Origin of the sequence: Rhodococcus sp. NyZ502 (assembly GCF_041464245.1) — a bacterium.
Taxonomy (GTDB): Bacteria; Actinomycetota; Actinomycetes; order Mycobacteriales; family Mycobacteriaceae; genus Rhodococcus_F; species Rhodococcus_F qingshengii.
Genome location: NZ_CP167155.1, coordinates 1,867,990 through 1,890,627, shown reverse-complemented (window position 1 = coordinate 1,890,627; position 22,638 = coordinate 1,867,990). Strand labels below are relative to the sequence as shown.

Sequence of the window (22,638 nt, the reverse complement as noted above, 5' to 3'; positions counted from 1 at the left end):
GGTAGATCAGAAGAAGCCCTGAGCCTTCTGGGCGTAGCTGACCAGGAGGTTCTTGGTCTGCTGGTAGTGCGAGAGCATCATCAGGTGGTTCTCGCGGCCGATGCCGGACTGCTTGTATCCACCGAAAGCGGCGTGTGCCGGGTACTGGTGGTACGTGTTGGTCCAGACGCGACCGGCTTGGATGTCGCGGCCTGCGCGGTAAGCAACTCCGCCGTCGCGGGACCAGACACCGGCGCCCAAACCGTAGAGCGTGTCGTTGGCGATTTCGATGGCCTCGTCGTAGTCCTTGAACGAGGTGACCGAGACGACGGGTCCGAAGATCTCTTCCTGGAAGATGCGCATCTTGTTGTTGCCGGTGAACACCGTCGGCTGGACGTAGTAACCGCCGGACAGGTCTCCGCCGAGTTCGGCTCGCTCACCACCGGTGATGACCTTGGCGCCTTCGGCCTTGCCGATCTCGATGTACGAGAGGATCTTCTCGAGCTGATCGTTGCTGGCCTGAGCACCGATCATGGTGTCGGTGTCGAGCGGATCCCCTTGGCGCACAGCCTTGGTGCGGATGGCTGCCATCGCCAGGAACTCGTCGAAGATGTCTTCCTGGATCAGCGAACGTGACGGGCAGGTGCAGACCTCGCCCTGATTGAGGGCGAACATCGTGAAGCCCTCGAGTGCCTTGTCCTGGTAGTCGTCGTTGGAGGCAAGGACGTCGGAGAAGAAGATGTTGGGGCTCTTGCCACCGAGTTCGAGGGTGACGGGGATAAGGTTCTGCGACGCGTACTGCATGATCAGGCGACCGGTGGTGGTCTCACCGGTGAACGCGATCTTCTTGATACGCGGGCTGGACGCGAGCGGCTTTCCGGCCTCGACGCCGAAGCCGTTGACGATGTTGAGAACACCGGCAGGCAGCAGGTCACCGATGATGCCGATGAGGTGCAGGATCGAGACTGGCGTCTGCTCGGCAGGCTTGAGCACGATGGCATTACCGGCAGCGAGGGCGGGGGCAAGCTTCCACACGGCCATGAGGATCGGGAAGTTCCACGGAATGATCTGGCCGACTACGCCGAGCGGCTCGTGAAAGTGGTACGCCACGGTGTCGGAGTTGATCTCCGAGAGCGAACCTTCCTGTGCGCGAATAGCTCCCGCGAAGTATCGGAAGTGATCGATGGCGAGCGGAATGTCGGCGTTGAGGGTCTCGCGGATCGGCTTGCCGTTGTCCCACGACTCGGCGAGTGCGATGGATTCGAGGTTCTCCTCCATACGATCAGCGATCTTGTTCAAGATGATCGCGCGCTCGGCGACCGAGGTCTTGCCCCAGGCCGGAGCTGCTGCGTGCGCTGCGTCGAGAGCGAGTTCGATGTCTTCTGCGGTGGAACGAGCCACATCACAGAAATTCTGTCCGGTCACCGGTGTCGGGTTCTCGAAGTACTGACCCTTGACCGGAGCAACCCATTCGTTGCCGATCCAGTTGTCGTATCGAGACTGGAAGGACATGATCGCGTCGGCGGTACCTGGGCGGGCGTACACGGTCATTGCAAGCTCCTATGTAAACGTGTTCTTCCTGGGCGCACCCACCAAATCGGTGACTGCAATCCCACCCCCCGGTGGGGTGTGATTCACAACACTAGGAGTTGCAACGTTGCAAGTACGTTGCGTGCGAGAAACGCGGATGATTCTCAGATGCCCAATTGGCGGTCGAGGAGATCAATTCTTGCCTGGACCTGCGAATACAGCGGAGATTGAGGATCCAACGTGGACAGGTAGGCCTCCCACACGACGGAGTCTTCGCGGCCGTGTACCGACGTGGTCCACCGGGCCAGAAGGTTGGCGTCACCTCCACGCAGCAGAGCTGCCTGGACCCTGGTGCGTAGTTCTTCCCGCACCTCTTCGATGCCGGGTGACGCCGAGCCCGCCAGCACCGGGCCCGAATACAGTTTCATCGCCGTCGCTGCGTCGCCTCGATCCAACGCTGCCCGCACCTCGCCGACATCTGTCGTGAACTCCGTGATGATCCGATAGGGGCGCGAAGCCAGCCGGTCGGCGCCGAAAACCTTACGAAGCCGCGACATTTCCGCGCGAATGGTCACTGCGTCGAGTTCGCCCTCGTCGAGCAGGACCGCAAGGTGGTCGGAGCTGAGACCCTCCGGGTGTTCGGAAAGCAGAAGGAGAATCTCGGCGTGACGCTGCGAAATCGGGATGCGGTCACCGCCGCGAACCAGGGTCGGCCGGCCGGCACCGAATGTTTCGAGGCGCGGAGCCGTGGCACTGAGTGGGATGGGCGAGTTCAAGAGATGGAATCGCAATTCCGATTCGGCGGCCGCGACAGTTGCACGGATCAGTGACAGCACTTCGGGAACCGCAACCCTGGGACCACCGGTGATGTCGATGGCACCAAGGATTTGCCCAGTGGTGGGATCGTGGACGGGTGCGGCCGAACAACTCCAGTCGTGCACGGTTCGGTTGAAATGCTCGGATCCGAAAATCTGTACGGAGTGATCGAGAGCAAGCGCCGTTCCCGGCGCATTGGTGCCGACACGATCTTCGCTCCAGTCGGCGCCTTCGACGAAGTTCATGGACAACGCCTTGTCCTTGGCCGAGTTGTCACCCTCCACCCAGAGCAGTCGACCGTGTGCGTCACTGATCGCGATCAGTAGTCCGGTTTCGGCAGCATCTTCCACCAGGAGTTTCCGAATCACCGGACGGATCAGTGACATGGGATGCGCGGAGCGATACTTTTCGAGCTCCAACCCTTCGAGCATCTCAGGGTTGCCGACCACATCGGGATTTACCCCCTTGTTGCGGCTCCGCATCCAGGACTCGAGTACGACCGAACGGACATGCGAGTCGTCGGTCAGCCCCTGGCCGGGCACGCCGCGGGCATCGATGAACGACTGATGGGCAGACGAAAGTCGCCGCGCGAGTAACGCGACGTCATCGCCTGGCCTGACCGCCACCCAAGGGTTGCCGGGCACAGCCTGTTCACGTGCCATATTTTGCGTTCCTCCGCTCCGTGGACCACTGTAACGCCGATCACAGCCCATAGGCGAGAACGACCATTCGGTATGACTGCCGACCCAGCCTGCTGCCCCTCGCGGTCACTCGTCACCGAGCAGAATGGCGCTTGCTCGTTCCGCGACCATCACCGCGGTCGCATGCGGGCCGCGGGTCGGGATCGTCGGCAGGATTGACGTGTCAACAATACTGAGTCCTTGCGCGCCGATCACACGGCACCGACCGTCGACGACTGCGAACGGGTCCGCCTCGGCACCCATCACGCAACTACCGGACATATGCAGCGACGTTCCCAGGCGGGATTCGACCCACTCATCGGTGTACTCCACGACGGGGCGATCGATCAACCCCGTCTCGGCGATCGACTCGAGAAGATTCTCGGCGATCCGCATCCCTTCCCGAATGGCAGCTCGATCGTGCGCCGACGCGACGTAGTTGTACCGAATACGCGGCGCCCCAGCGGGATCCCCCGATGCCAGTTCGATGCTTCCCCGGCTGTGCGGCGCCATCAGGACCACTCCGACGCCGTGGTCCATGCGAGGCGCGCCGGGAACCAGGTCTGTGAAAGATGCGGTGTACGGACGGATTTCGATCTCAGCGAGGTTGAGGGCTGTCTCCAGCACCGGAGTCTGCGATCGAATCGTGCGGGGCTTCGAAAAATGGTACGGCAGCAGCACTTCCGGGTGGTCGACGAAGTTCTGTCCGACACCCGGTCGATCGAGAACGACGGAAACTCCCTGCCCTACAAGTTGTTCCGCTGGACCAACACCGGAATTCAGGAGAATGTGCGGTGTCGCCACCGCGCCCGAACACACGACCACATGGTCGGCACGAATGCGTCGGACATTACCGTCGTCGAGAACGTCGACGCCGATCGCACGGGTACCCGAGAACGCGATACGAATGACGTTCACTCCGGATTCCACCCGCAGATTCGGCCGGTGCAACGCCGGCATCAGATACCCGATCGCCGTACTGATCCGACGATGATCCGACACGTTCAGTGGCACTCGGCCCACCCCGAACGAGTCCGGCGCATTCTTGTCGACGTCGTCGGGAAAGCCTGCTCCGAGCGCTGCCGCATGAAACTCGCCGCTCAGTGGATGCAGTTGGTCCCACGCTCGACGCTCGACCTGGATCGGTCCGGCGGTCCCGTGGAACTCGCTCTCGAAATCACGATCCGTTTCGGACTTCTTGAAGTACGGCAAGACGTCGTCGTATCGCCATGAACTCGGCCAATTCTCGAAATCAGCACGGGTCGCGCGGGTGAAGTACGCACCGTTGACGGCTCCGGATCCACCGAGTGTCCGCCCCCTCGCAATTGTGGACGCCCGACGCGGCGTCAGTTCGACCGGATAGGTCCACGTGTATTCGCTCGCAGGTCCGACCGGCAGTCGGTACGGATCACCCAGGACGTCCGGGAGTTCGAGCGCCGATCGATATCCGCTTCCCGATTCGAGGAGCATCACCGTGGCGGATGGATCTTCACTGAGCCTGGCTGCGACCACGCAACCACACGTGCCACCACCGACAACCAGGAAATCTGCGTAGTCGGCTTCTGTCACTTGGTGATTCGAGGTTTCAGCGCCGCCCAGTCGCGGGCGTCGAATGCGCCACGCCAGAGTCCGGCTCCATACGCGATGTCGTCGGCTCGTTTGAAGAAGACGTACCGAACCGGTCCCAGCCCGCCTGGCTCACGGTGGCGATACCAGTCCACCAAACCTTCGGTGACTGCTGCAGCGACGGCCAGCCGCCGAATTCGCCTGGAGGCGATCACCGCCAGGAGCGTCACGGGCCAGTAGTGACGACACATTGCCGAGGCGAGTTGCCAGAATCCGCCGACAACTCCCTGCGCGGTGAGGATCGCCGCGATCCGGGTGGGTTGACTCAGGCCGGTGAACATCTTTCGCAGCCGGTAAACGGTAAACAGCAAAGCGCCGAGTGCGCCGGCAAGACCGGAACGGGTCAGTGTTGCGGCGGCGATGCACGCGAAGAGCGTCGAGAACGACATCGCCATCGGTGGAACCGAACCCTCGTGTCTTGCAGCCAACGGCGCCGCACCCGTGCCGTAGAACGCTCTCCTGGCGAACCACTTGTCGAACTGAACTCGATGATCGTGGGCGACATGCGCAACCGGTTCGTACCTCAGTCGCCAACCCGCAGCCTGCAGTCGCCAGCAGAAATCGACGTCCTCGGCTACTTCGAGACTCTCGTCGAAACCGTTGCATTCGAGTGCCACGTCGCGCCGGACGATCACGGCGGCGCTGGGGACATAGGCGACCGGACTGCCCGACTTCACCGCAGCTTCCTTGCGTCCGAGGTCGAGAGACGATCGCATGTTCTCGTACCGCGCCAGCGCCGTCCCGTACGGATCGAGGGCGACGATGCGGGGTGCAACAAGGGCAACCCCCGGATCGCTGAAGTGGCCCAACATCAACTCGAGCCAACCGGCACGCGGTATGACGTCAGAGTCCAGAAAAGCTACGAAACATGTTTGGGCCGAACGCAATCCCGAGTTTCTCGCTGCCGAGGGTCCGCGGGCACTCTCGTGCCGGACCACTGTGATGGTGCCGGTGCCCGGGCAGGCGCGACGGGGCTCCACCGGCACTTCCGAACCGTCGTCGACAACGATGACGGTCAGATCCTTGAGGACGGGCAATAGGCGTTCGACGCCGGCCTGGTTGTCCTTGACCGGAATCACGACCGTGACATCGGCAGCGGACGGCGTCGACATCGGACGAGGATTCGCGACACCTGAATCGAGAAGGTGTCGCGCAACCGCAGCGCTCTGCTGATCGACCACCTCGAGGAAGCCGTCACCGATCATCGCCGCAGCCGTCGGCGCCAGCTTGAGCATCCGCGTCGGAGATCCGCCGATGAGTACCCGGCCACCCGAGTACGTGCGCACCTTGGGGTCCAACCGAATGCCGAAGCCGTCGGGGAGTCTTGCTGGTCGCATCAGATGATCGTAAGGGACGTAGCCCGTCCTGCTGCAACTCGTCGCAGCCTCGAAAGCCGTCGCAGGTGGACCGTCCGCCCCCACTCGGTCGTGGTCGTCACCGAAGCCTCCCATCTGGACCAGGCTCCCACCGGGCCAGTCCATCCGTCACGCGTCCTACCAACTCACAGAAGATGTATGCGCCGTCTTCGGCGGTAGCCCCGACTGGATTGCCGAGAACGCCGTTTTGCGACACAGCGACCATACCGCCCGAACGCATTCCTGGCATCAGGTCCGCGATAGGAGACAAATTTCCTGTCTCAGCAAGGCTCATGTGCACCAAATCGGGCGAAAGGTGCAGCAATAGGCTCGTTTCAGTGTGTCCGGCATGCGCGTCGGCACCCGGAACAGCGCACGGCGCCCAAGCAGCATCACGCCCCTCATACCGCAGAAGTGCCACCGCTTTGGCCAATGCGGGACCATTTCCGCCGTGGCCGTTGACGAACAGCACCCGCTTCGTCCATCTGAACGCCGACCTTCCGTATTCGACGACGACGGTTTCCATAGCCTCGGCACCGATCGAAATCGTGCCGGCAAACCCTTCGTGTTCGCCGCTCGCCCCGTATTCGATGGCCGGGGCCACGACGACGTCGGGCAGAGCCTGTGCGACTGCTCTCGCGATCCGAGTGTCGGTATCGAGAGGCAGGTGCGGTCCGTGTTGTTCGAAAGAACCGACCGGGACCACGACGGTGAGCGCAGTGCCCTCGAGCGCAGGACTCGGGATGGCAGCAAGGTCACGCGGAGAACTCATCCCCCGATCGTATTGGTGCGGGCCCCTCCCACCGCAACACTGCATGCGGATACACCGGGGGATTGTTGTGCCCCGGCGTATTCGTCAGTTGTCGCGGTTCACGCCGCTGTCGGTGGGCTGTTCCCACCGATCGGCTGCTGATACGGATCGATCGACATCGGTGGATAGAACACCGTTTTCCGATCCGGGCCGATCTCCACCCGCCACTCCGTGTGATGCAGCGTCCGATGGTGATGACCGCACAACAAGATCAGATTGTCGAGATCTGTTGGGCCGCCATCGTTCCAGTGAACAATATGATGGGCATCGCACCACCCCGACGGTGTCCCGCACCCCGGAAACGCACACCCGCCATCGCGGACCGCCAACGCCCGCCGCTGCGGCACCGTCGCTGTTCTCGCTTCCTTACCGCACTCGAGCGGAACACCATTCTCATCCAACAAGATCCGCGTCACGGTGCAATCGCAGGCCAACATCCGTGCGGTGTCAATACTGATCGGGCCCACCCAATCCGCCCACGCAAATCCGAGTTCTTCGGTGGACGGCAGGAGGTCTTTCAACGCTTGCAGGTCCGTCATGTCTTTTGCGCTGGCGGTGACCGTGATGTGTGGTTTCACCCCGCCCTCGATCGGACCCAACCCCGCCCGCTCGTACCGGCGCAACAACTCGCAAAACCCGTCTGCACGTCGTAATGCCGGAGTGCGGGTGTCTTTGGCGCCGTCCTTCTCCGGCGTCGGAGCCGACAGACTCGACAACAATGTGATCAGACGCGCCCCGTTCACAGCATCTAGGTCTCCCTTCACCGACACGCGCCCGTACAAACCTTTCGACGCGTAGAACTCGTTACGCTCCGAATCTTCCCCCACCGGAACGCCGTCCTCACGGTTTCCGTACTGCTTGTCGATCCGCCGGATCGTCGCCCGCACCGCATCACAATCAGCAATATTCTGCGACGCCAGGCCAAGCAGGATCCCGCGAGCCTTGTCCACATCCGCCAGGGTCATGTTCTTCGGTGGATGCTGACAAAACGACGCCACCTGCCGCGCCTTCAACGCATCAACGTCACCGCGATGGAATGCATCCGCGACAACAGGTTCGAGCATCAACAATCGCGCCAACCCGACGAGCAGGCTGCACTCACCGATCTCCAGATTCGTCGACCCGTGCAACCACTGCGCGATCGCCCGAAAACCCTTCCCGACCAAAGTCTCCCGGGAAAACATCTCCACGATCAGCAACACCATCCGCGACTGCAACTCGTGCCGGGCGCGCACCAGATCGAGAACCTCACTCTTGAGGCCCTCACCATCCAGCTGCCACGCATCCCGACTGTCCATGCTCAAAGTTTAATCGAACATACTTTCGAGAACCAGAGACAAAACGGACGACTTATATCGCCAACGCGGCCCGATGCCCCTCGATGACGGCCGCGTGCGAACGCCTCGGAGACAAGGCGTCACCGATGCGAAATTTCTCGAAACAGCTTCCCTGCAAGGTGTTCCACAACTCGTCGACAGGTTCCTGCTGTGTCGCGAAGACCACCCAGTCGACTGCAACTTCCTCGGTCACACCCGTCGGAAGGTGAACCAAGCTCACGAGCGGCGAGGCCCCAGCGCTCACCGAAGTCACCATCAGATCTGTCCGTTGACCGATCGACTTCTCGAACGCTCGGCGGTTCCACCCCTCGAAATCCAGGGTGATGCTCAGGTCCTGCGCGACCACCATGCCGTTGGTCGCGATCGTGACGGCACAGCCTCGATCAGCGAGGAACTCCGCCACCGACGTACCTTGATGGAATCCCAGTTCGTCGTAGACGAGCACCGTTCCACTCGGCAGAATCTTGCCGTCGAGAACGTCTCGAACACCCACCACACGCTCTGATCCACCCGCCCACGCCGGTCGCACAGGCCGCGCTCCGGTTGCAATCACGACCACCTCGGGCGCGCGCTCCTCCACGATCGCGAGATCAGCTCCAGCATCCAACTCGATCGTCACACCGCTTCGGCGACACTCAGATTCGAGATTCCGGACGAGGTCGACGAGCTCACGGCGAGCCGGTACCACCGAGGCGGTAAGAATCTGTCCCCCAAGTCTTCGTTCACGCTCGAACAGCGTCACCGCATGACCTCGCTGGGCCGCTGTAGCCGCAGCTTGCAGGCCGGCCGGGCCACCACCGACCACCACCACCGTGCGGCCCCGTCGCCGCGGCATCGGCAGCGGTACCGATTCCCGACCGGCGCGCGGATTTTCGGTGCACCCCAACCAACGTCCCAGACCCATCCGCCCGACGCATTCCTGGTTGCAGGACAGGCAGGTTCGCACCTGTACCGATTGACCAGCACGCGCCTTGTTCACAAAATCCGGATCGGCGATCTGCCCGCGAACTACGCCCACCAGATCGCATACACCGTCCTCGAGTGCAGCTTCGGCTTGCTCCGGCGTCTTGAAACGGCCGACTCCGACGACTGGAAGATCGATGACCTCCCTGATCGCAGACGGGACGAAGTTGGCGTAGCCGGTGGGTACAGCCATCGATGCTTCGACCAGATGCAGTGTTTCCGTGGCCATTCCGACGGTGGTGTTGATGTAGTCGACGTGACCGTCAGCTTCGATGAGTTGGGCGGTGGTTACCGCGTCGGACAGTTCGATGCCACCCCGCGTTCCTTCGTATCCACTCAGGCGCACACCGAGCACACGATCCGGGCCGATGGCCTTACGCAGTACCCCGAGCACTTCGAGAAGGAAACGCGCACGATTCGCCACGCCCCCGCCGTAGCGATCAGTGCGCAGGTTGGTCGAGGGTGCGAGAAACGCGCGCACGATGGACGACTGCGACGCCTGCAATTCCACCCCGTCGAAGCCACCGGCAACGCAGTTGCGCGCAACAAGGGCGAACCCTGCGAGAATCTCGGCAATGTCCGCGTCGTCGACAGCCTTGGGCACCTCGCGGAACAACGGATCCGCAACGGCGCTCGGCGCCAACAGCGGCGATCGCGAATAGGTTCCAGCGCCCTGACCCCCATTGTGGTTGATCTGCGCGAGAATCGACGAACCATGCGCATGAACGGCGTCGGTGATCCGCCGGTATCCCTCGATCGCTTCCGGCCGATAGCCCGCAATCATCTTCTCGTACGGTCGATCCGAAGGATGCGTCGAGTGCTCCTCGGTGATGATCAGACCCGCACCGCCGCGTGCCCGCGCCTCGTAGTAGCTCGCGTGCTGCTCCGTCGGCAACCCGTTCTCCGCGTAATTGGTCAGGTGTGCGGAGAACACGACCCGATTGCGGAGTGTCAGGTTGCCCAGGCGCAGTGGCGCGAAGAGGCGCGGGTACGGCGTCATCAGACCTTGGAGTTTCCTTGATCGAGAGCGATATGACTTGCCGTGACGGTGCGGGAACCGTCACCGGCGAGCCACAGGACGGTATCGGCGATCTCGTCAGGTTCGGCGAAAGCGATGTCCGAGAGGATCGGAGTGAAGTTGGGAAGGTACTGCGGAAACTTTGCAAATACCTCGAGAGCGCCCTGGTCGACCCCCATCGGCGTATTCACTCCGTAAGGATGGATCGAGTTGACCCTGATCTTGTACTCCCCCAGTTCCTTTGCCGCGGCCTGCGTCAGACCGACGAGACCGAACTTGGCGCTCGCGTAGTGCGCCTGTCCGGGCAGCGCCTTGAGTCCGGCCACCGAACTGACCACGATGATCGATCCACCGCGCCCACCCTCGATGATCGCCGGCACCGAGGCCTTGAGGGTTTTCCAGACTCCGGTCAGGTTGATGTCGATCAGGGTTTCCCACTGCTCGTCCGACATTTCCCAGAATCGATTCCAGTTGCAGACCCCGGCGTTGGCGACCACGATGTCGAGACGTCCGAACTGTTCGACGCCGTCCTTGACCACCGCGGTGAGCGCTGCGCCGTCACGGACATCGACCTCACGGGCGAGGATCTTCCCGCCCTCCGCTTCCACCAGACGTATCGTCTCGGCAAAGTCCTCGGAAGTTGCTGCGTCGTAGGAATTGTCCGACGCCACCGACGCGCATACGTCGACCGCGATGATCGTTGCTCCCTCGCGCGCCATCTTGACCGCGTGCGCACGTCCTTGACCGCGCGCTGCGCCGGTGATGAAAGCAACGCGACCTTCGAGCGAACGAACTGAACCCTGTGTCATGAGATAGCCCTCTCTGCAGAATTGAAACTCGTTCTAGTAGTAAACCCTGCAAAGCGCCCTTCGCGGATAGATTCGAGAACAGTTCTCGGGGCAACCGAGTCGCCCACCTGAATGTCGGCCTCTTCCTTCAGCGTTTCGTTCGGCAGACGAGGCGAGCAGTCGATCACCACTTCGCACTCGAGCTGTGACCGCTCGCCGGTATGGACGTGTTCGACGCAGACGGCCCCTCGAGCGATTTCGGTGACACGTGACGCGAGCACCCTGGTGACCCCGGCCTGCTGGATGCGCGTGTTGGCACCGACCAGATCCCCACTCGCACCGAGCCTCGAACCGACGATGCTGTCGGGAGTCACAATCGAGACGGAGATGCCATGGGCCGCGAGTGCTTCTGCGAGCGCCACCGCGATCGGTCCACCGAGGGGATCGATCAGCGCGACCGGACCCGGCCCCACGGTGCTCAACTTCTCGAAGGCTTCCGACGCATCCAACCACCGAACCGAATCGTCGACCGGATACGTCGGCGGCCTCGCAGCACTACCGGTGGCAACGACAACAAACTCGCCCCGGCTGCGTGCGTCACCCAGGTCTTGGGCGTCGAGCGCCGCCCCGGTCCGCATCGTCACGCCGCTACGACGGCATTCGTCCTCCAACCACTGCGCGAGGAGTGCGAACCGGCTACGGCCGTCACCTCGCGCAAAAGTTCGGATCATGCTGCCGAACTGCGATGAACTCTCGACGAGTGTGACCGAGTGCCCCGCCACCGCCGAGATCCGTGCGGCTTCCATCCCAGCGGGGCCACCCCCCACGACCAGCACGGCTCCCGGTGTCGAAATCTGCTCTCGCTCATCGGGGTCCACCGTCTCGAAACCCGCGCTCGGATTCCCGACGCACGTCACGACAGGATTGCGAGGATCACGCACGAGGCACGTCTGATTGCAGAGCACACACGGCCGGGGACGATCGCCGCGCGCGGCTTTCACGACCAGGTCCGGGTCTGCGATCTGGGCCCGGGTCATCTCGACGAACTCACCTACTTCCAGCGCCGCGTGAGCGTCGGCGATGTCCACGACGCTCCCCTGCACGACAACAGGAATCGACAGAGCGGCCTTGATCTCACGGCACAGATCGAGGTTGAAGTTCGGCGGGCAGTGAAAATCGGGGCGGTACCGGTCGGACGAATAGAGTCCGCCACGAACGACGACAAGGAGATCGAGGAACGGAGACACTTCACGCGCGATACCGATGGCAAGATCGGGCGTCAGGCCCGCCCATGGAGCTTCCTCGTCACAGGACAACCGCAGGGAGACAACGTGATCCGACCCGACTTCCTCGCGCACTGCCGAGATGACCTCGCGAACAAGAGCAACGCGATCGCTACCGTATCGGTCTTGCCGAGTGTTGGTCAGACCCGAAAGGAATTGTCGCAGAATGCTTCGAGGACCGGCATCGAGTTCCACTCCGTCCATTCCCGAAGCGACGGCCAGCGCCGACGCCTCACGGAAGCCGACTATCAGCTGGTCGATTTCCGGCTGCCCCATTGCCATCGGCAACTCACGCGTCGCCGGGTCGGCCACTCTTGACGGTCCCCACAGCACCGACTGGGAGTATGCGCTCGATCCCTGCATGCCGGTATGACCGAGCCCGGCCAGAACCAGCGTTCCGTACGGAGCACATGCAGCCGCGATCGACTGCCACCCCGGGCCACATTGCGACGCCAACGGCGCCCGCTCGTACGGCCAGTCGTTCTCCGATACCGAGGCCACTTCGGTGACGACGATCCCGGTTCCGCCCTCGGCGCGGCGCTGGTAGTACGCACGGTGCCGATCGGAAAGCGAGCGTCCCACAGCAAGATTGGTCTCGTGCGGACCGAAAACAACCCTGGACCGGACGAGGCGTCCGGCCAGGGTCGTGTGTTCGTCGAGTGTCAACTCACAGCTCTATCGGAGCCGTAATCTCAGCTGGCACCCAATGTGCGTGTGAAGCCTTCCGGTATCACCAGGTCCGCCGGGCTCAGTTCGGTGATGGACGAGTGGCCGAGGCCCATCAGCCCCGAGTCGATGCCCATCCGCATGAGGTCGAGCACGTTCTCGACACCGGCCTGGCCGTTGGCCGAGAGGCCCCACAGGTAGGCGCGCCCGAGCATGACGGCCTTGGCTCCGAGTGCGAGCGCCTTGACGACGTCGCCGCCGCGTCGAATGCCGCCGTCGAGAACAACTTCCACCTGATCGCCCACGGCCTCGGCAATGCCCGGGAGCACACGGATCGGCGCCGGGGTGCCGTCGAGGTTGTTACCACCGTGGTTGGAGACCGAGATAGCGGAGACACCGGCGTCGACAGCTCGCTTGGCGTCGTCGATGCGCATGATGCCCTTGAGCATGAACGGTCCACCCCACTGCTCACGAAGCCAGGCGATGTCTTCCCACGTCGGAAGCGGAGTCTGCATCCACTCGCCGTATGCGCCGAAGAACGTCGGTGCAGGCTGGCCGGGAGCCGCGAGGTTGGGGGTGGTCAGGTCCGGGATCTTGCCGGTCTTGGCGAACTCGAGCAACCACTTCGGGCGCATGATTCCCTCGGGTGCGAACTGGAACATCGCCTTGAGGTCCATCTTTTCGGGGATGGACGGGCTGCCCCAGTCGCGACCGTACGAGAAGGACCAGTCGGTGGTGATGATCAGGCCCTTGGCACCGGCAGCGCGAGCGCGCTCCATACGCTGCAGGAGCACGTCGCGGCTGCCGACCCAATACATCTGGAAGAAGACCTGCGGGTTGGCCGCGGCAACTTCTTCGATGGACTTGCTGGCAAAAGAACTCAGTCCGATGGCTGTTCCCCGTGCTGCAGCCGCACGGGCTACCGCTACTTCACCGTCGGGGTGCACTGCCTGCACACCGGTCGGTGAAATCATGACGGGCAACGAAATGTCCTGGCCCATAATGGTGGTGGACATCTCGCGCTTGTCCGACAGCCCGGCAGCGTGGGGAGCGAAACCCAATTCGCTGAATGCCGCGACGTTGTCGTCGACCGTCAGCCCTTTCTCGGATCCCGCCACCAACGCCGCGTACACGGACTTGGGCAACCTCTTCTTCGCACGGCGCTGTGCTTCTGCCACCGTCTCGAAGAAAGCATTCTTAGCCATTGAACTGACCTCTCTGGGGTGCAGCTTTCGCCGCACTGTCGGTATCGCGCAGTAGTTACTGCATTCCCGCAAGCGGGTTTTCGTCACAAATCTTGGCGGGCGGACGCATCATCAGTGTCAGTGGCACCGATGCACGTGGGGTCTTGCGTTGACCGGAACGGGAGTGGTCGACACTGGACTTCGGGACCTCTCCCGCCGACGCCAGTGCCATTTCACCGTTGCCGATGACGCACTCGGGGTCAGGTCCGTCCATCGGCAGTCCGGTGAAGAACTTGGCCGCCATGCAGCCGCCGCGGCAGGAGTCGTAGTGGTTGCACTTGCTGCAGGCGCCACCGGTTTGGGGCGATCGCAGCTCCTCGAACAGGTCCGAGTGCTGCCAGACTTCCTGGAATCCACCGTCTTTCACGATGTTTCCGGCGAGGAACTGCTCGTGAATCGCGAAGGGGCATGCGTACACGTCACCGACCGGGTCGATCAGGCACACGACGCGGCCCGCGCCACAGAGATTGAGACCGGGCAGTGCATCGCCGAAGGCGGAGAGGTGGAAGAACGAGTCGCCCGTCAGGACGCCTTCGCCATTGGCGACCAGCCAGTTGTAGAGCTCACGCTGCTGCTCCGGACGCGGGTGCAGGTCGTCCCACACGTCGGCGCCGCGGCCCGAAGGACGCAGTCGAGTGATGCGCAGGGTCGCGTCGTACTTGTCCGCGAGAGCCTTGAACTCGTCGAGCTGACTGACGTTGTGCCGCGTGACGACCACCGAAATCTTGGCGTCCTTGAAGCCGGCTTCCTTCAGGTTCGCGAGAGCGCGCTCGGCCATCGCGAACGAACCAGGCCCGCGCACAGCGTCATTGACCTCAGCGGTGGCACCGTCGATGGAAATCTGCACGTCGACGTAGTCACTGGCTGCGAGGCGCGCCGCGACCTTCTTGTCGATCTTCACGCCGTTGGTGGAGAACTTCACACCAACCTGGTGGTCGGTCGCGTAGTCGACGAGCTCCCAGAAGTCGGAGCGTACCGTCGGCTCGCCGCCACCGATGTTGACGTAGAAAACCTGCATACGCTGCAGCTCGTCGATGATGGACTTGCACTGTTCGGTGCTCAGCTCGTTGGGGTCACGACGACCCGACGACGAAAGGCAGTGCACGCAGGACAGGTTGCAGGCGTAGGTGAGTTCCCACGTCAGGCAGATGGGGGCGTCGAGTCCGAGTTCGAACTGATCGACGAGGCGACCCACCTTGGCGGGCGGGGAGGGCTGTTCAAGAACTGAGGTCATGGCTGTGTCCTCGCGAAGAAATGAAGCGGGCGAACGTGCGGAAGGGCTGTTCCGCACGTGGGGGCGAGCGTCTGGCTCAGACAGGCACGATCATGTGCGAGTCGGCGAGAGTGCTCAGCGCGCGGGCATATTGGGGAGCCGCGTCATCTTCGATGCCTTGCGCACGTAGTGCGGACCGGACATCAGGATGGTCTGGCAACGCCTTGACCACCGCAACGATGGTCGTGTTCTTCAGGAACGACAGCTTGCGTGTTCCGAAGTGGTAGAGCAACGCCCCGAAAGGTTCGGGGCGAAGCGCTACCTGCGGGTGGAGTTTCCACCCCGCATCGAGATCCAAAGCAGACACGGTCAGTACACGCCGCACATGCCGTCGATGGAAACTTCCTCCACGAGGGACTCCTCGACGAGGTCGTTCTCGAGCGCCTTGTTGTCACGATCTGACATGGATTCCTCCTGCGGTCGCACTCCGTCTGGAAGTCTGTAGATCAGACTTCCAACCTGGGAGTTGGTGGTCACTAGTGGGACTTCACTGTGACTCGGTTCACCACTGTAATGGCATCGAGTGCAGAATGACACACATGGAGCGAAAAAAGTATGCGTAGCCGCAAGAAACCGTCCGCTCGGATAGGTCGTCGCCCCTCCACAACGAAGGAGGGAATCAGCACGATCGGGATCGAACTGTTCTCGACAGTCGGCTTCAACGAGGTGAGCGTCGACCAGATAGCCGATGCCGCCGGAATCGCGCGTCGGACCTTCTTTCGCTACTTCCCGTCCAAGAACGCCGTCCCCTGGGGAGACTTCGACGGACATCTCGACGAGATGCGCGAGCACCTGGATTCACTGCCCGCTGATATTCCGTTGGTCGACGCACTCGAATCCGCATTGTTGACGTTCAACACCTTCCCACCGGAAGAGACTGCGGTACATCGCAAACGGATGGAATTGATCCTCGAAGTTCCGACGCTTCAGGCATACTCTGTGGTGATGTACGAAGGTTGGCGGCAGGTGGTCGCCGACTACGTCGCACGCCGAATGAATCTCGAGCCGACCGATCACGGCCCGCGCACGGTCGGCTATCTTCTGCTCGGGGTCGCGATGTCGGCGTACGAGCAGTGGCTCACCGACGATTCACTCGAGCTACCGGAACTCTTGAAAACAGGTACGCAGTCCCTGCGGACCGGTATCAGCACCTGAGAAAGCATCACCACCTGAGAAAGGCGATCATGTCCACCATCACGAACGAACCCGTCCTGGATTCCCTGGCGCCGTCGACGCCGGGCTTGTGGTCGTTCGGGCATGTCACCGTCGAACGCGTCGAGTCCGGTCCGATCTCGCTCGATCGCCGAGGCGGTCGCCTCCACGTCAAGCACTCCCTCACTCCCGCCGATCTGAGTGAGCGACTCGTCGCCGGAGTCACCTCGTCGATCCAGGACGCGGAGTTCGGTCAGGACGAATTCGAGTTGACGATGGTCGGCCTGGTTCGCTCCACCGTGGACGGCGCTCTCGAATCCTGGACCACCTACTACCGGAACTCCCTTGCCGAACTACTGGACGGCACTGCAGATTTCGCGCCGATTCACGACAAAGCCGAAGAGCTGGTCCGCGGTTCCGTGCTCGATCTGGGTTCCTGCTTCGGTTTCCTGCCCCTGCGGCTCGCGCGCGCCGGAATGGACGTGACCGCCACGGACATCCTGCCCGGAACGATGATCCTGCTCGACGCGGTTGCCCCCGAACTCGGCATCACGATCGACACGGTGATCTGCGACGCGGGTGAAGTACCGGCACCGGACAACAGCGCCGACACCGTCACCGCGATTCATCTCCTCGAACACGTCGACGACGCAGTCGGCGAGGCCGTGATCGCGCAAGCACTCCGGATCGCGCGTCAACGGGTCGTCATTGCCGTCCCCTTCGAAGACGAAGCCACCGCGTGCCACGGCCACATCCGCACTTTCGATCTCGAGTCACTGCGTGCGGTCGGCCGGCAGAGCCGTGTGCCGTTCGAGGTATTCGAGCATCACGGCGGCTGGTTGGTGCTGGACGCATCGGCCGCCTGAAAAGAACTAGCCTTCTTTCAGCGTATGGGCGACAAGCGCATTCGCGTGCCCATGACCCATACCGTGCTCCGACTTCAACCAGTTGACCAATTCCATGTGCTTCGTGAGGTCTGAGCTTCTGATCAGCTCTTGCCATTCACCGATCGGCCGACCGTACTTCTTCTCGATCGACGGAAAATACGACGCCGGGCCTTTCACGGGTTCAGTCATGACCGGAATCTACCTCCACCGCCCGACAATATTCGCGCACCGGCGGCGCCCGCATGTCCGCACCTGCGGAATCACTGGGTAGACACGCGACCATCGCATTATGGTCGAAGAACACCCACCCGAGAGCACAGGAGTTCAGCGATGCGACTGTCCACACGAAATCAACTCACCGGCACCATCACCGAGGTCAACCTCGGCACCGTCATGGCGACGGTCAAGGTGAAGTTGGACGGCGGGAATCAGATTGTGACCTCGTCGATCACCCGCGATGCCGCACTGGATCTCGATCTTGAACCAGGCCAAGCCGCAACGGTATTCGTGAAGTCCACCGAGGTGACGATCGGCGTCGAGTAACTGGCGAGCGATGTGATCAGGGCCGGGTGAGATGCGTGGTCATCGTGTAGTCCTTGCTCGGCCCCGTCACGGTCCAGACGACAGTCCAGGTCGATCGATCTCCGGCAGTGACGTCGATTCGCCCGCGGTAGGTATCCGCACCGCACAGGTGCTCGACTTCCTCCCCCGGCGCCCAGTCGTGGAACTCTCTGCCGTCTTCGAATGTCACGGCCCACTCGAGGCCGCGCTCGGCAACGAACAGAGTTCGGAACACGGGTAATTCCAGGTCGCCGTCACGCAGCGTGCCGCTCTCGTACCAGCGCATCCGACCGTCACCGGCGTCGGTGATAGTGGTCTCGCCGAATACAAGCTTGGTGGAACCGGAAAGGCGGTCGACGATGTCCCGCTCGAAGTGCCACTTTCCTACCAGCGCCCTCGGCTCGATTTTCGCGTCGTCGACCATGTGGCGATTCTAGTGACCCTGCATTGCCCGACGACACCGGAGACCGACTCGAACACACTGCGAGAGTATGTTCCGAGTACACCCGGAACACGCAGGAGATTTTCACAACCATGAACGATTCGGCCGCCCTTCACAAACGCGCAGTGTTCGCCGAGGATCTCGAGATCGGCCAAGTGATCCCATTGGGTTCGTATTCGGTGACCGAAGAGGAAATCGTCGAGTTCGCAACACAGTGGGATCCCCAGTGGTTTCACGTCGACAAGGAAGCCGCCGAGTCCGGCGTCTTCGGCGGGTTGATCGCCAGCGGGCTGCACACCCTGTCGATCTGCCAGAAGTTGGTGGTCGCCAGTCTCTACGACCAGTGGAACGTGATCGCCGGGAAAACCATGCGCGACGTGAGCTTCCTCCGTCCGCTTCGCCCCGGTGACACCCTGAGCGGAAAGGTCACCGTCGACAACGTCGTGTTCGACAATCGCGCGCGAGGATTGGTGACCATCACAGCGAAATTGGTCGATGCACACGGCAATCGCGTTCTCGACGTGGTCACTGACGCCTACCTGCACTGCCGCTCGACTCGCGGACAGTGAATTATCGGTAAATTTCGCACCACACTGTCCGAATTGCCGTACTTTCAGTGACGTTGCGACGCAACAATACCCATCCCTGCAATCAGGAGTTCCTCACACATGAGCAGCCTCGGCGAGATCAATCCTCTCGGCATTCTTCAGATCCTCATCTACATGCTCTTCGGTGGGTCGTCCAGCACTCCCGAATAGAACCTAGCTTGCCATAGCCATAGTCAGCACCTAGGGTGCTGACTATGGCAATTACTAGTCAGGCATCAGTGGCGGCCGCGCCGTCGACCGACGCAGCGCGTCATCACACCGAATTCGACTCCAGTTGGCGGAGTTTCGACGGCATCCAGGGCGGACTCGCAATTGCACGGATGCTGCGGGTGGCGGCCGACGCGTCCGGAGCCGAACCGCTGGCAGTCACGGCGCATCTGGACCGCCCCGTTCCTCCTGGGCCGGCCGAGTTGACTGTCGGCGAGATGCGGGGCGGGCGGACCGTCAGTTGCCACGTCACGCTGACCGGTTCGGGATCCGCTCTCGTTCGGTTGGCCCGCGACATAGGAGCTACAACAATGTCCGCCCCTGTCGCCGAACCGGCTCCGGCCGACCCGTCAACCCTGCCGCCGCTGGAGATCCCGGTGGATTTTGTGCCGTTCGCCCAGCACCTCGACATCCGGCCGATCAATTCCGCGAGGCCGTTCGCCGGTGGCGACTCCCCTGAATTCGACGTCTGGATCCGCCTGCTCACAGACCTCGATTTCACGGCCCAAGAGCGCGCCGCGGTCCTTCTCGACGCGCTTCCGCCCGGACTGTTCGCGACACTGACGATGCCCGTGGCCATACCGACCATCGAGTTCACCGCGCATTTCACCCCGGAGCACCTCACGGCAGATCCCCGAACGCTGTCACCGTGGTATCGCCTACGCCACGGGACTGCCTGGGCGACGGACACTCTCTGTGTTGACGAATCCGAACTATTCGACTCGACCGGACGACTTGCTGCTCGGGCTCGCCAGCTTCGTCGAATTCTGAGTTGAGTTTCAGCTCTCCTACACCTGGAGGTCGCGACGACGGAACGCAACAAGCGATGCTGTCGAAAGCACCACTGCCACAACGATGATTGCCAGCAGTGGCAGAACTGTCACTGGCTCGGCAGGGGCACCCGGCACGTGAGTGTAGGGCGACAGATCCAGCACTACCTGCGGAAGCTTCAGCAACGTGCCGAGTTGCCCGAGCACGATGCATGCCGCCAAGATTCCCCAGGAGAGCGCCGACGCGTACGTCGGAAACAGTCCGAAAGCCAACGACACCAACCCCACGACTACGAGCACCGCAGGCAGATAGGCCAACGCGGCGCCAGTCATACGAAGTGTGTTGCCGCCGATGTCGTCCGTGACGAGCCCGAAGGCAAAACCGGTGAAGGCACCCATCAAGACGTGCGCGAGGATCACGCCGCCCACAACCACACCCAGGTGGGAAAGCATCCACCTCCACCGCGACAAAGACGTTGCCAGCAACGGTTCGAGCCGTCCCGATGTTTCCTCGCCCCGCATCCGGAGAAGACTCTGGACCGAATACGCCGCGATGACTATCGACGTGAGCCCCAGAGCAGTGGCCAAGTAGGAATCCACCAGATCCGATCCGCCGCCGCCAAGTTTCTCGAACATCTCCGCGGTCTGCTGCGACGATCCCACCATCGCGTCGATCTCGTTGCCCACAGCGCCGTACGCGAACCCGAGTATGACAACGGCAAAGATCCACCAGAACATCGTCATTCGCTGCATGCGCCACGCCAGGCCCCAGGCCGACGGTAGCCACGATGCCGCGACTGGCGGGCCGGGTCGGGGCTGAACGAGTCCCGCTCCCTGATCGCGATGGCCGATGAGAACAAAAGCCACCACCACGTGCACAGCCGCGAATCCGATCAGCAACAACAGGATCCACCAGGCGTCGTCGTCGAAAGGTCTGATCTGTTGTGCCCATCCGATCGGCGAGAGCCACGACAACCAGCCACTGACCACGCGAGTTCCGTCGTCGACGACCGTACTGTTCACGTCGCCGATCGCGCGCAGCATGAACGCAACGCCGATCGCGGCACCCGCCAGGCCGTTGGCCGTACGAGCACCGTCGGTGATCTGCGCCGTCACGGCTGCCACTCCGGCAAACGCGATTCCGGTCCCACCTATCGAGGCGCCCAACGCGAACGAACCGACGACAGGCAAACCGACGGCGATCGATCCCAGTGCAATTCCCAGTGCAAGAACGACGTTCGCACCGACGGTTACGATCAATGCGGAGGTCAGGAGCGCTCGTCGACCTACCACCGCTGCACCGATCATCTCGGCTCGGCCGGTCTCCTCGTTCTGTCGCGTATGGCGAACCACCGCAAGGGTGCTCATCAATGCGGCCACCAACGCGAACACGAGCACCGACTGACTGGCGACTATCGCGCCCTGCGAATCACCGGACACGATCCCGTTGGTCGCCAGCGCGACCGGCGATACCGCGGAACTGACTGCGATGTTTCGTAATTCCTCGGGTGTCGAGTACAGCCCGGTCACACTGGCGACAACCAGCAGCATGAACAAGACGATGGAGATAACCCACACGGAGAGCTGAATTCGGTCCCGCCGCAAAGCCAGCCGAACCAGTCGGCGTGTGCCGGTGAATTGACTTGCCGAGGCCGGTACCGGTGGAGCGGCCTCGACAACAACGGTCACGGCCGTACTCCGGTCTCGGCTCGCAGGTGTACCGAAGTCTCCCTGGCCCGTTCGTCACCGTAATGCCGCAAGAAAAGTTCTTCGAGAGTCGGCGGAGTGGAAGTGAGCGCCACGATTCCGAATCCGACCAAGTACGTCATGAGTGGTCCGAGTTGCGCGCTGTCGACTTCGCAGGTGACGTGGTTACCGTCGATCACCGCGTCGTGGACACCGCCGAGTCCGTCGAGTCCACCGATCGGACGCTGCGTCTCCGCCGCGACGGACGTGCGCGTGAGATGCCTGAGTTCGGACAGTGTTCCCTCTTCCACCGTCCGCCCGTCGCGGATGATGCTCACACGATCGCACAGCGCTTCGACCTCGGCGAGGATATGGCTCGACAGCAGTACCGTCTTTCCGGCGTGAGCCACCTCCTCGACGCAGTCCTGGAATACCGCCTCCATCAACGGGTCGAGCCCCGATGTGGGTTCGTCGAGGACGTAAAGGTCGACGTCGGACGAGAACGCGGCCACGAGTGCAACCTTCTGCCGGTTACCTTTCGAGTACGTGCGCGCCTTCTTGGTCGGGTCCAATTCGAAGCGATCGAGCAACTCGCTGCGGCGTTTTCGGTCCAGGCCACCGCGCAGGCCCGCCAACAGATCGATAGCCTCACCGCCGGTGAGGTTGGGCCACAGATTCACGTCGCCAGGCACATAGGCGAGACGTCGATGCAAAGTGACAGCGTCTCGCCACGGATCGCCGCCGAGAACGGTTGCGTCTCCGGAGTCCGAGCGGAGCAGGCCGAGGAGCACCCGAATAGTGGTGGACTTTCCGGAACCGTTCGGCCCCAGGAATCCGTGCACTTCACCCGTCGAGACGTCGAGGTCGAGGCCGTCCAGCGCGCGGGTGGTACCGAAGGTCTTGACGAGGCTTTTCACTGAAATTGCCGCACCCATGAATTTGACCGTACGCCGATT

22 protein-coding genes are annotated in these 22,638 nt (G+C 62.4%); 5 read left to right on the top strand and 17 right to left on the bottom strand.

Annotation, left to right across the window (positions count from 1 at the left end; translation table 11 throughout):
• Window positions 1–6: 6 nt before the first annotated feature.
• From adh to mftA, 13 genes are all read right to left on the bottom strand, one after another.
• On the bottom strand, window positions 7–1,530 hold the full coding sequence (adh, locus tag ACBG85_RS09035; protein WP_007730158.1) for an aldehyde dehydrogenase: 1,524 nt from the start codon (window positions 1,528–1,530) through the stop codon (window positions 7–9).
• Window positions 1,531–1,673: 143 nt separating this feature from the next.
• Entirely contained in the window at window positions 1,674–2,987 is a 1,314-nt protein-coding gene (locus ACBG85_RS09030; RefSeq protein ID WP_047268928.1) for a helix-turn-helix domain-containing protein, read from the bottom strand.
• Between the two features lie 105 nt (window positions 2,988–3,092).
• Entirely contained in the window at window positions 3,093–4,574 is a 1,482-nt protein-coding gene (mftG, locus tag ACBG85_RS09025) for a mycofactocin system GMC family oxidoreductase MftG (RefSeq protein WP_372027110.1), read from the bottom strand.
• Window positions 4,571–5,968, bottom strand: coding sequence for a mycofactocin biosynthesis glycosyltransferase MftF (gene mftF, locus ACBG85_RS09020; RefSeq protein ID WP_287976250.1), 1,398 nt, complete (start codon window positions 5,966–5,968; stop codon window positions 4,571–4,573). The genes mftG and mftF overlap by 4 nt, the downstream gene beginning before the upstream one ends.
• Before the next feature lie 97 nt (window positions 5,969–6,065).
• A complete protein-coding gene (gene mftE, locus ACBG85_RS09015) occupies window positions 6,066–6,758 on the bottom strand; it encodes a mycofactocin biosynthesis peptidyl-dipeptidase MftE (protein WP_372027107.1) in 693 nt (230 codons plus the stop codon).
• A 98-nt stretch (window positions 6,759–6,856) separates the two neighbouring features.
• On the bottom strand, window positions 6,857–8,095 hold the full coding sequence (locus ACBG85_RS09010) for a DUF222 domain-containing protein (protein ID WP_372027105.1): 1,239 nt from the start codon (window positions 8,093–8,095) through the stop codon (window positions 6,857–6,859).
• Between the two features lie 52 nt (window positions 8,096–8,147).
• Window positions 8,148–10,097 (bottom strand): mycofactocin system FadH/OYE family oxidoreductase 2, encoded by a 1,950-nt coding sequence (locus tag ACBG85_RS09005; RefSeq protein WP_372027103.1) that lies wholly within the window; start codon window positions 10,095–10,097, stop codon window positions 8,148–8,150.
• Window positions 10,097–10,924: a mycofactocin-coupled SDR family oxidoreductase gene (locus ACBG85_RS09000; protein WP_064689523.1), complete on the bottom strand. Its 828-nt coding sequence runs from the start codon at window positions 10,922–10,924 to the stop codon at window positions 10,097–10,099. Before ACBG85_RS09000 ends, ACBG85_RS09005 begins: the two co-directional genes overlap by 1 nt.
• On the bottom strand, window positions 10,921–12,852 hold the full coding sequence (locus ACBG85_RS08995; protein ID WP_058227508.1) for a mycofactocin system FadH/OYE family oxidoreductase 1: 1,932 nt from the start codon (window positions 12,850–12,852) through the stop codon (window positions 10,921–10,923). Before ACBG85_RS08995 ends, ACBG85_RS09000 begins: the two co-directional genes overlap by 4 nt.
• A gap of 26 nt (window positions 12,853–12,878) precedes the next feature.
• The gene (gene mftD / locus ACBG85_RS08990; RefSeq protein ID WP_003942047.1) at window positions 12,879–14,057 is read right to left on the bottom strand and encodes a pre-mycofactocin synthase MftD; all 1,179 of its coding nucleotides are present in this window, start codon (window positions 14,055–14,057) and stop codon (window positions 12,879–12,881) included.
• Window positions 14,058–14,112: 55 nt separating this feature from the next.
• On the bottom strand, window positions 14,113–15,330 hold the full coding sequence (gene mftC / locus ACBG85_RS08985; protein WP_003942089.1) for a mycofactocin radical SAM maturase: 1,218 nt from the start codon (window positions 15,328–15,330) through the stop codon (window positions 14,113–14,115).
• A gap of 76 nt (window positions 15,331–15,406) precedes the next feature.
• Window positions 15,407–15,694, bottom strand: coding sequence for a mycofactocin biosynthesis chaperone MftB (mftB, locus tag ACBG85_RS08980; RefSeq protein ID WP_007728309.1), 288 nt, complete (start codon window positions 15,692–15,694; stop codon window positions 15,407–15,409).
• Complete coding sequence (gene mftA, locus ACBG85_RS08975) at window positions 15,679–15,774, bottom strand: mycofactocin precursor MftA (protein ID WP_063836238.1); 96 nt, start codon at window positions 15,772–15,774, stop codon at window positions 15,679–15,681. The genes mftB and mftA overlap by 16 nt, the downstream gene beginning before the upstream one ends.
• Window positions 15,775–15,924: 150 nt before the next feature.
• Between mftA and mftR the strand changes: the two genes are divergently transcribed.
• Window positions 15,925–16,524 carry a mycofactocin system transcriptional regulator gene (gene mftR, locus ACBG85_RS08970; protein ID WP_007728311.1) on the top strand — a complete coding sequence of 200 codons (600 nt, stop codon included), beginning with the start codon at window positions 15,925–15,927 and terminating at the stop codon, window positions 16,522–16,524.
• A 29-nt stretch (window positions 16,525–16,553) separates the two neighbouring features.
• Entirely contained in the window at window positions 16,554–17,387 is an 834-nt protein-coding gene (gene mftM, locus ACBG85_RS08965) for a mycofactocin oligosaccharide methyltransferase MftM (RefSeq protein ID WP_042453167.1), read from the top strand.
• A gap of 6 nt (window positions 17,388–17,393) precedes the next feature.
• Here the strand turns inward: mftM and ACBG85_RS08960 are convergent, their stop codons facing one another.
• Entirely contained in the window at window positions 17,394–17,597 is a 204-nt protein-coding gene (locus ACBG85_RS08960) for a DUF4287 domain-containing protein (protein ID WP_007728313.1), read from the bottom strand.
• Window positions 17,598–17,738: 141 nt separating this feature from the next.
• On the opposite strand from ACBG85_RS08960, the gene ACBG85_RS08955 reads away from it, so the two are divergent.
• Window positions 17,739–17,951 (top strand): molybdopterin-binding protein, encoded by a 213-nt coding sequence (locus ACBG85_RS08955; protein ID WP_003942061.1) that lies wholly within the window; start codon window positions 17,739–17,741, stop codon window positions 17,949–17,951.
• Between the two features lie 16 nt (window positions 17,952–17,967).
• Here the strand turns inward: ACBG85_RS08955 and ACBG85_RS08950 are convergent, their stop codons facing one another.
• A complete protein-coding gene (locus ACBG85_RS08950) occupies window positions 17,968–18,393 on the bottom strand; it encodes a DUF6314 family protein (RefSeq protein ID WP_054781287.1) in 426 nt (141 codons plus the stop codon).
• 110 nt (window positions 18,394–18,503) lie between these two features.
• Between ACBG85_RS08950 and ACBG85_RS08945 the strand changes: the two genes are divergently transcribed.
• Both ACBG85_RS08945 and ACBG85_RS08940 read left to right on the top strand, forming a co-directional pair.
• The gene (locus ACBG85_RS08945; protein ID WP_007728315.1) at window positions 18,504–18,980 is read left to right on the top strand and encodes a MaoC/PaaZ C-terminal domain-containing protein; all 477 of its coding nucleotides are present in this window, start codon (window positions 18,504–18,506) and stop codon (window positions 18,978–18,980) included.
• Window positions 18,981–19,213: 233 nt separating this feature from the next.
• Window positions 19,214–20,002 carry a thioesterase family protein gene (locus tag ACBG85_RS08940; protein ID WP_042920993.1) on the top strand — a complete coding sequence of 263 codons (789 nt, stop codon included), beginning with the start codon at window positions 19,214–19,216 and terminating at the stop codon, window positions 20,000–20,002.
• Between the two features lie 12 nt (window positions 20,003–20,014).
• On the opposite strand, the gene ACBG85_RS08935 is transcribed toward ACBG85_RS08940, so the two are convergent.
• A complete protein-coding gene (locus ACBG85_RS08935; protein ID WP_372027098.1) occupies window positions 20,015–21,685 on the bottom strand; it encodes an ABC transporter permease in 1,671 nt (556 codons plus the stop codon).
• Entirely contained in the window at window positions 21,682–22,617 is a 936-nt protein-coding gene (locus tag ACBG85_RS08930) for an ABC transporter ATP-binding protein (RefSeq protein ID WP_003942009.1), read from the bottom strand. The genes ACBG85_RS08935 and ACBG85_RS08930 overlap by 4 nt, the downstream gene beginning before the upstream one ends.
• Window positions 22,618–22,638: the final 21 nt, after the last annotated feature.

Coding starts and splice junctions, on each gene's coding strand:
- adh (WP_007730158.1), bottom strand. CDS start 1,530: ATGACCGTGTACGCCCGCCCAGGTACCGCCGACGCGATCATGTCCTTC.
- ACBG85_RS09030 (WP_047268928.1), bottom strand. CDS start 2,987: ATGGCACGTGAACAGGCTGTGCCCGGCAACCCTTGGGTGGCGGTCAGG.
- mftF (WP_287976250.1), bottom strand. CDS start 5,968: ATGCGACCAGCAAGACTCCCCGACGGCTTCGGCATTCGGTTGGACCCC.
- mftE (WP_372027107.1), bottom strand. CDS start 6,758: ATGAGTTCTCCGCGTGACCTTGCTGCCATCCCGAGTCCTGCGCTCGAG.
- ACBG85_RS09010 (WP_372027105.1), bottom strand. CDS start 8,095: ATGGACAGTCGGGATGCGTGGCAGCTGGATGGTGAGGGCCTCAAGAGT.
- ACBG85_RS09005 (WP_372027103.1), bottom strand. CDS start 10,097: ATGACGCCGTACCCGCGCCTCTTCGCGCCACTGCGCCTGGGCAACCTG.
- ACBG85_RS09000 (WP_064689523.1), bottom strand. CDS start 10,924: ATGACACAGGGTTCAGTTCGTTCGCTCGAAGGTCGCGTTGCTTTCATC.
- mftD (WP_003942047.1), bottom strand. CDS start 14,057: ATGGCTAAGAATGCTTTCTTCGAGACGGTGGCAGAAGCACAGCGCCGT.
- mftC (WP_003942089.1), bottom strand. CDS start 15,330: ATGACCTCAGTTCTTGAACAGCCCTCCCCGCCCGCCAAGGTGGGTCGC.
- mftA (WP_063836238.1), bottom strand. CDS start 15,774: ATGTCAGATCGTGACAACAAGGCGCTCGAGAACGACCTCGTCGAGGAG.
- mftR (WP_007728311.1), top strand. CDS start 15,925: ATGCGTAGCCGCAAGAAACCGTCCGCTCGGATAGGTCGTCGCCCCTCC.
- mftM (WP_042453167.1), top strand. CDS start 16,554: ATGTCCACCATCACGAACGAACCCGTCCTGGATTCCCTGGCGCCGTCG.
- ACBG85_RS08960 (WP_007728313.1), bottom strand. CDS start 17,597: ATGACTGAACCCGTGAAAGGCCCGGCGTCGTATTTTCCGTCGATCGAG.
- ACBG85_RS08955 (WP_003942061.1), top strand. CDS start 17,739: ATGCGACTGTCCACACGAAATCAACTCACCGGCACCATCACCGAGGTC.
- ACBG85_RS08950 (WP_054781287.1), bottom strand. CDS start 18,393: ATGGTCGACGACGCGAAAATCGAGCCGAGGGCGCTGGTAGGAAAGTGG.
- ACBG85_RS08945 (WP_007728315.1), top strand. CDS start 18,504: ATGAACGATTCGGCCGCCCTTCACAAACGCGCAGTGTTCGCCGAGGAT.
- ACBG85_RS08940 (WP_042920993.1), top strand. CDS start 19,214: ATGGCAATTACTAGTCAGGCATCAGTGGCGGCCGCGCCGTCGACCGAC.
- ACBG85_RS08930 (WP_003942009.1), bottom strand. CDS start 22,617: ATGGGTGCGGCAATTTCAGTGAAAAGCCTCGTCAAGACCTTCGGTACC.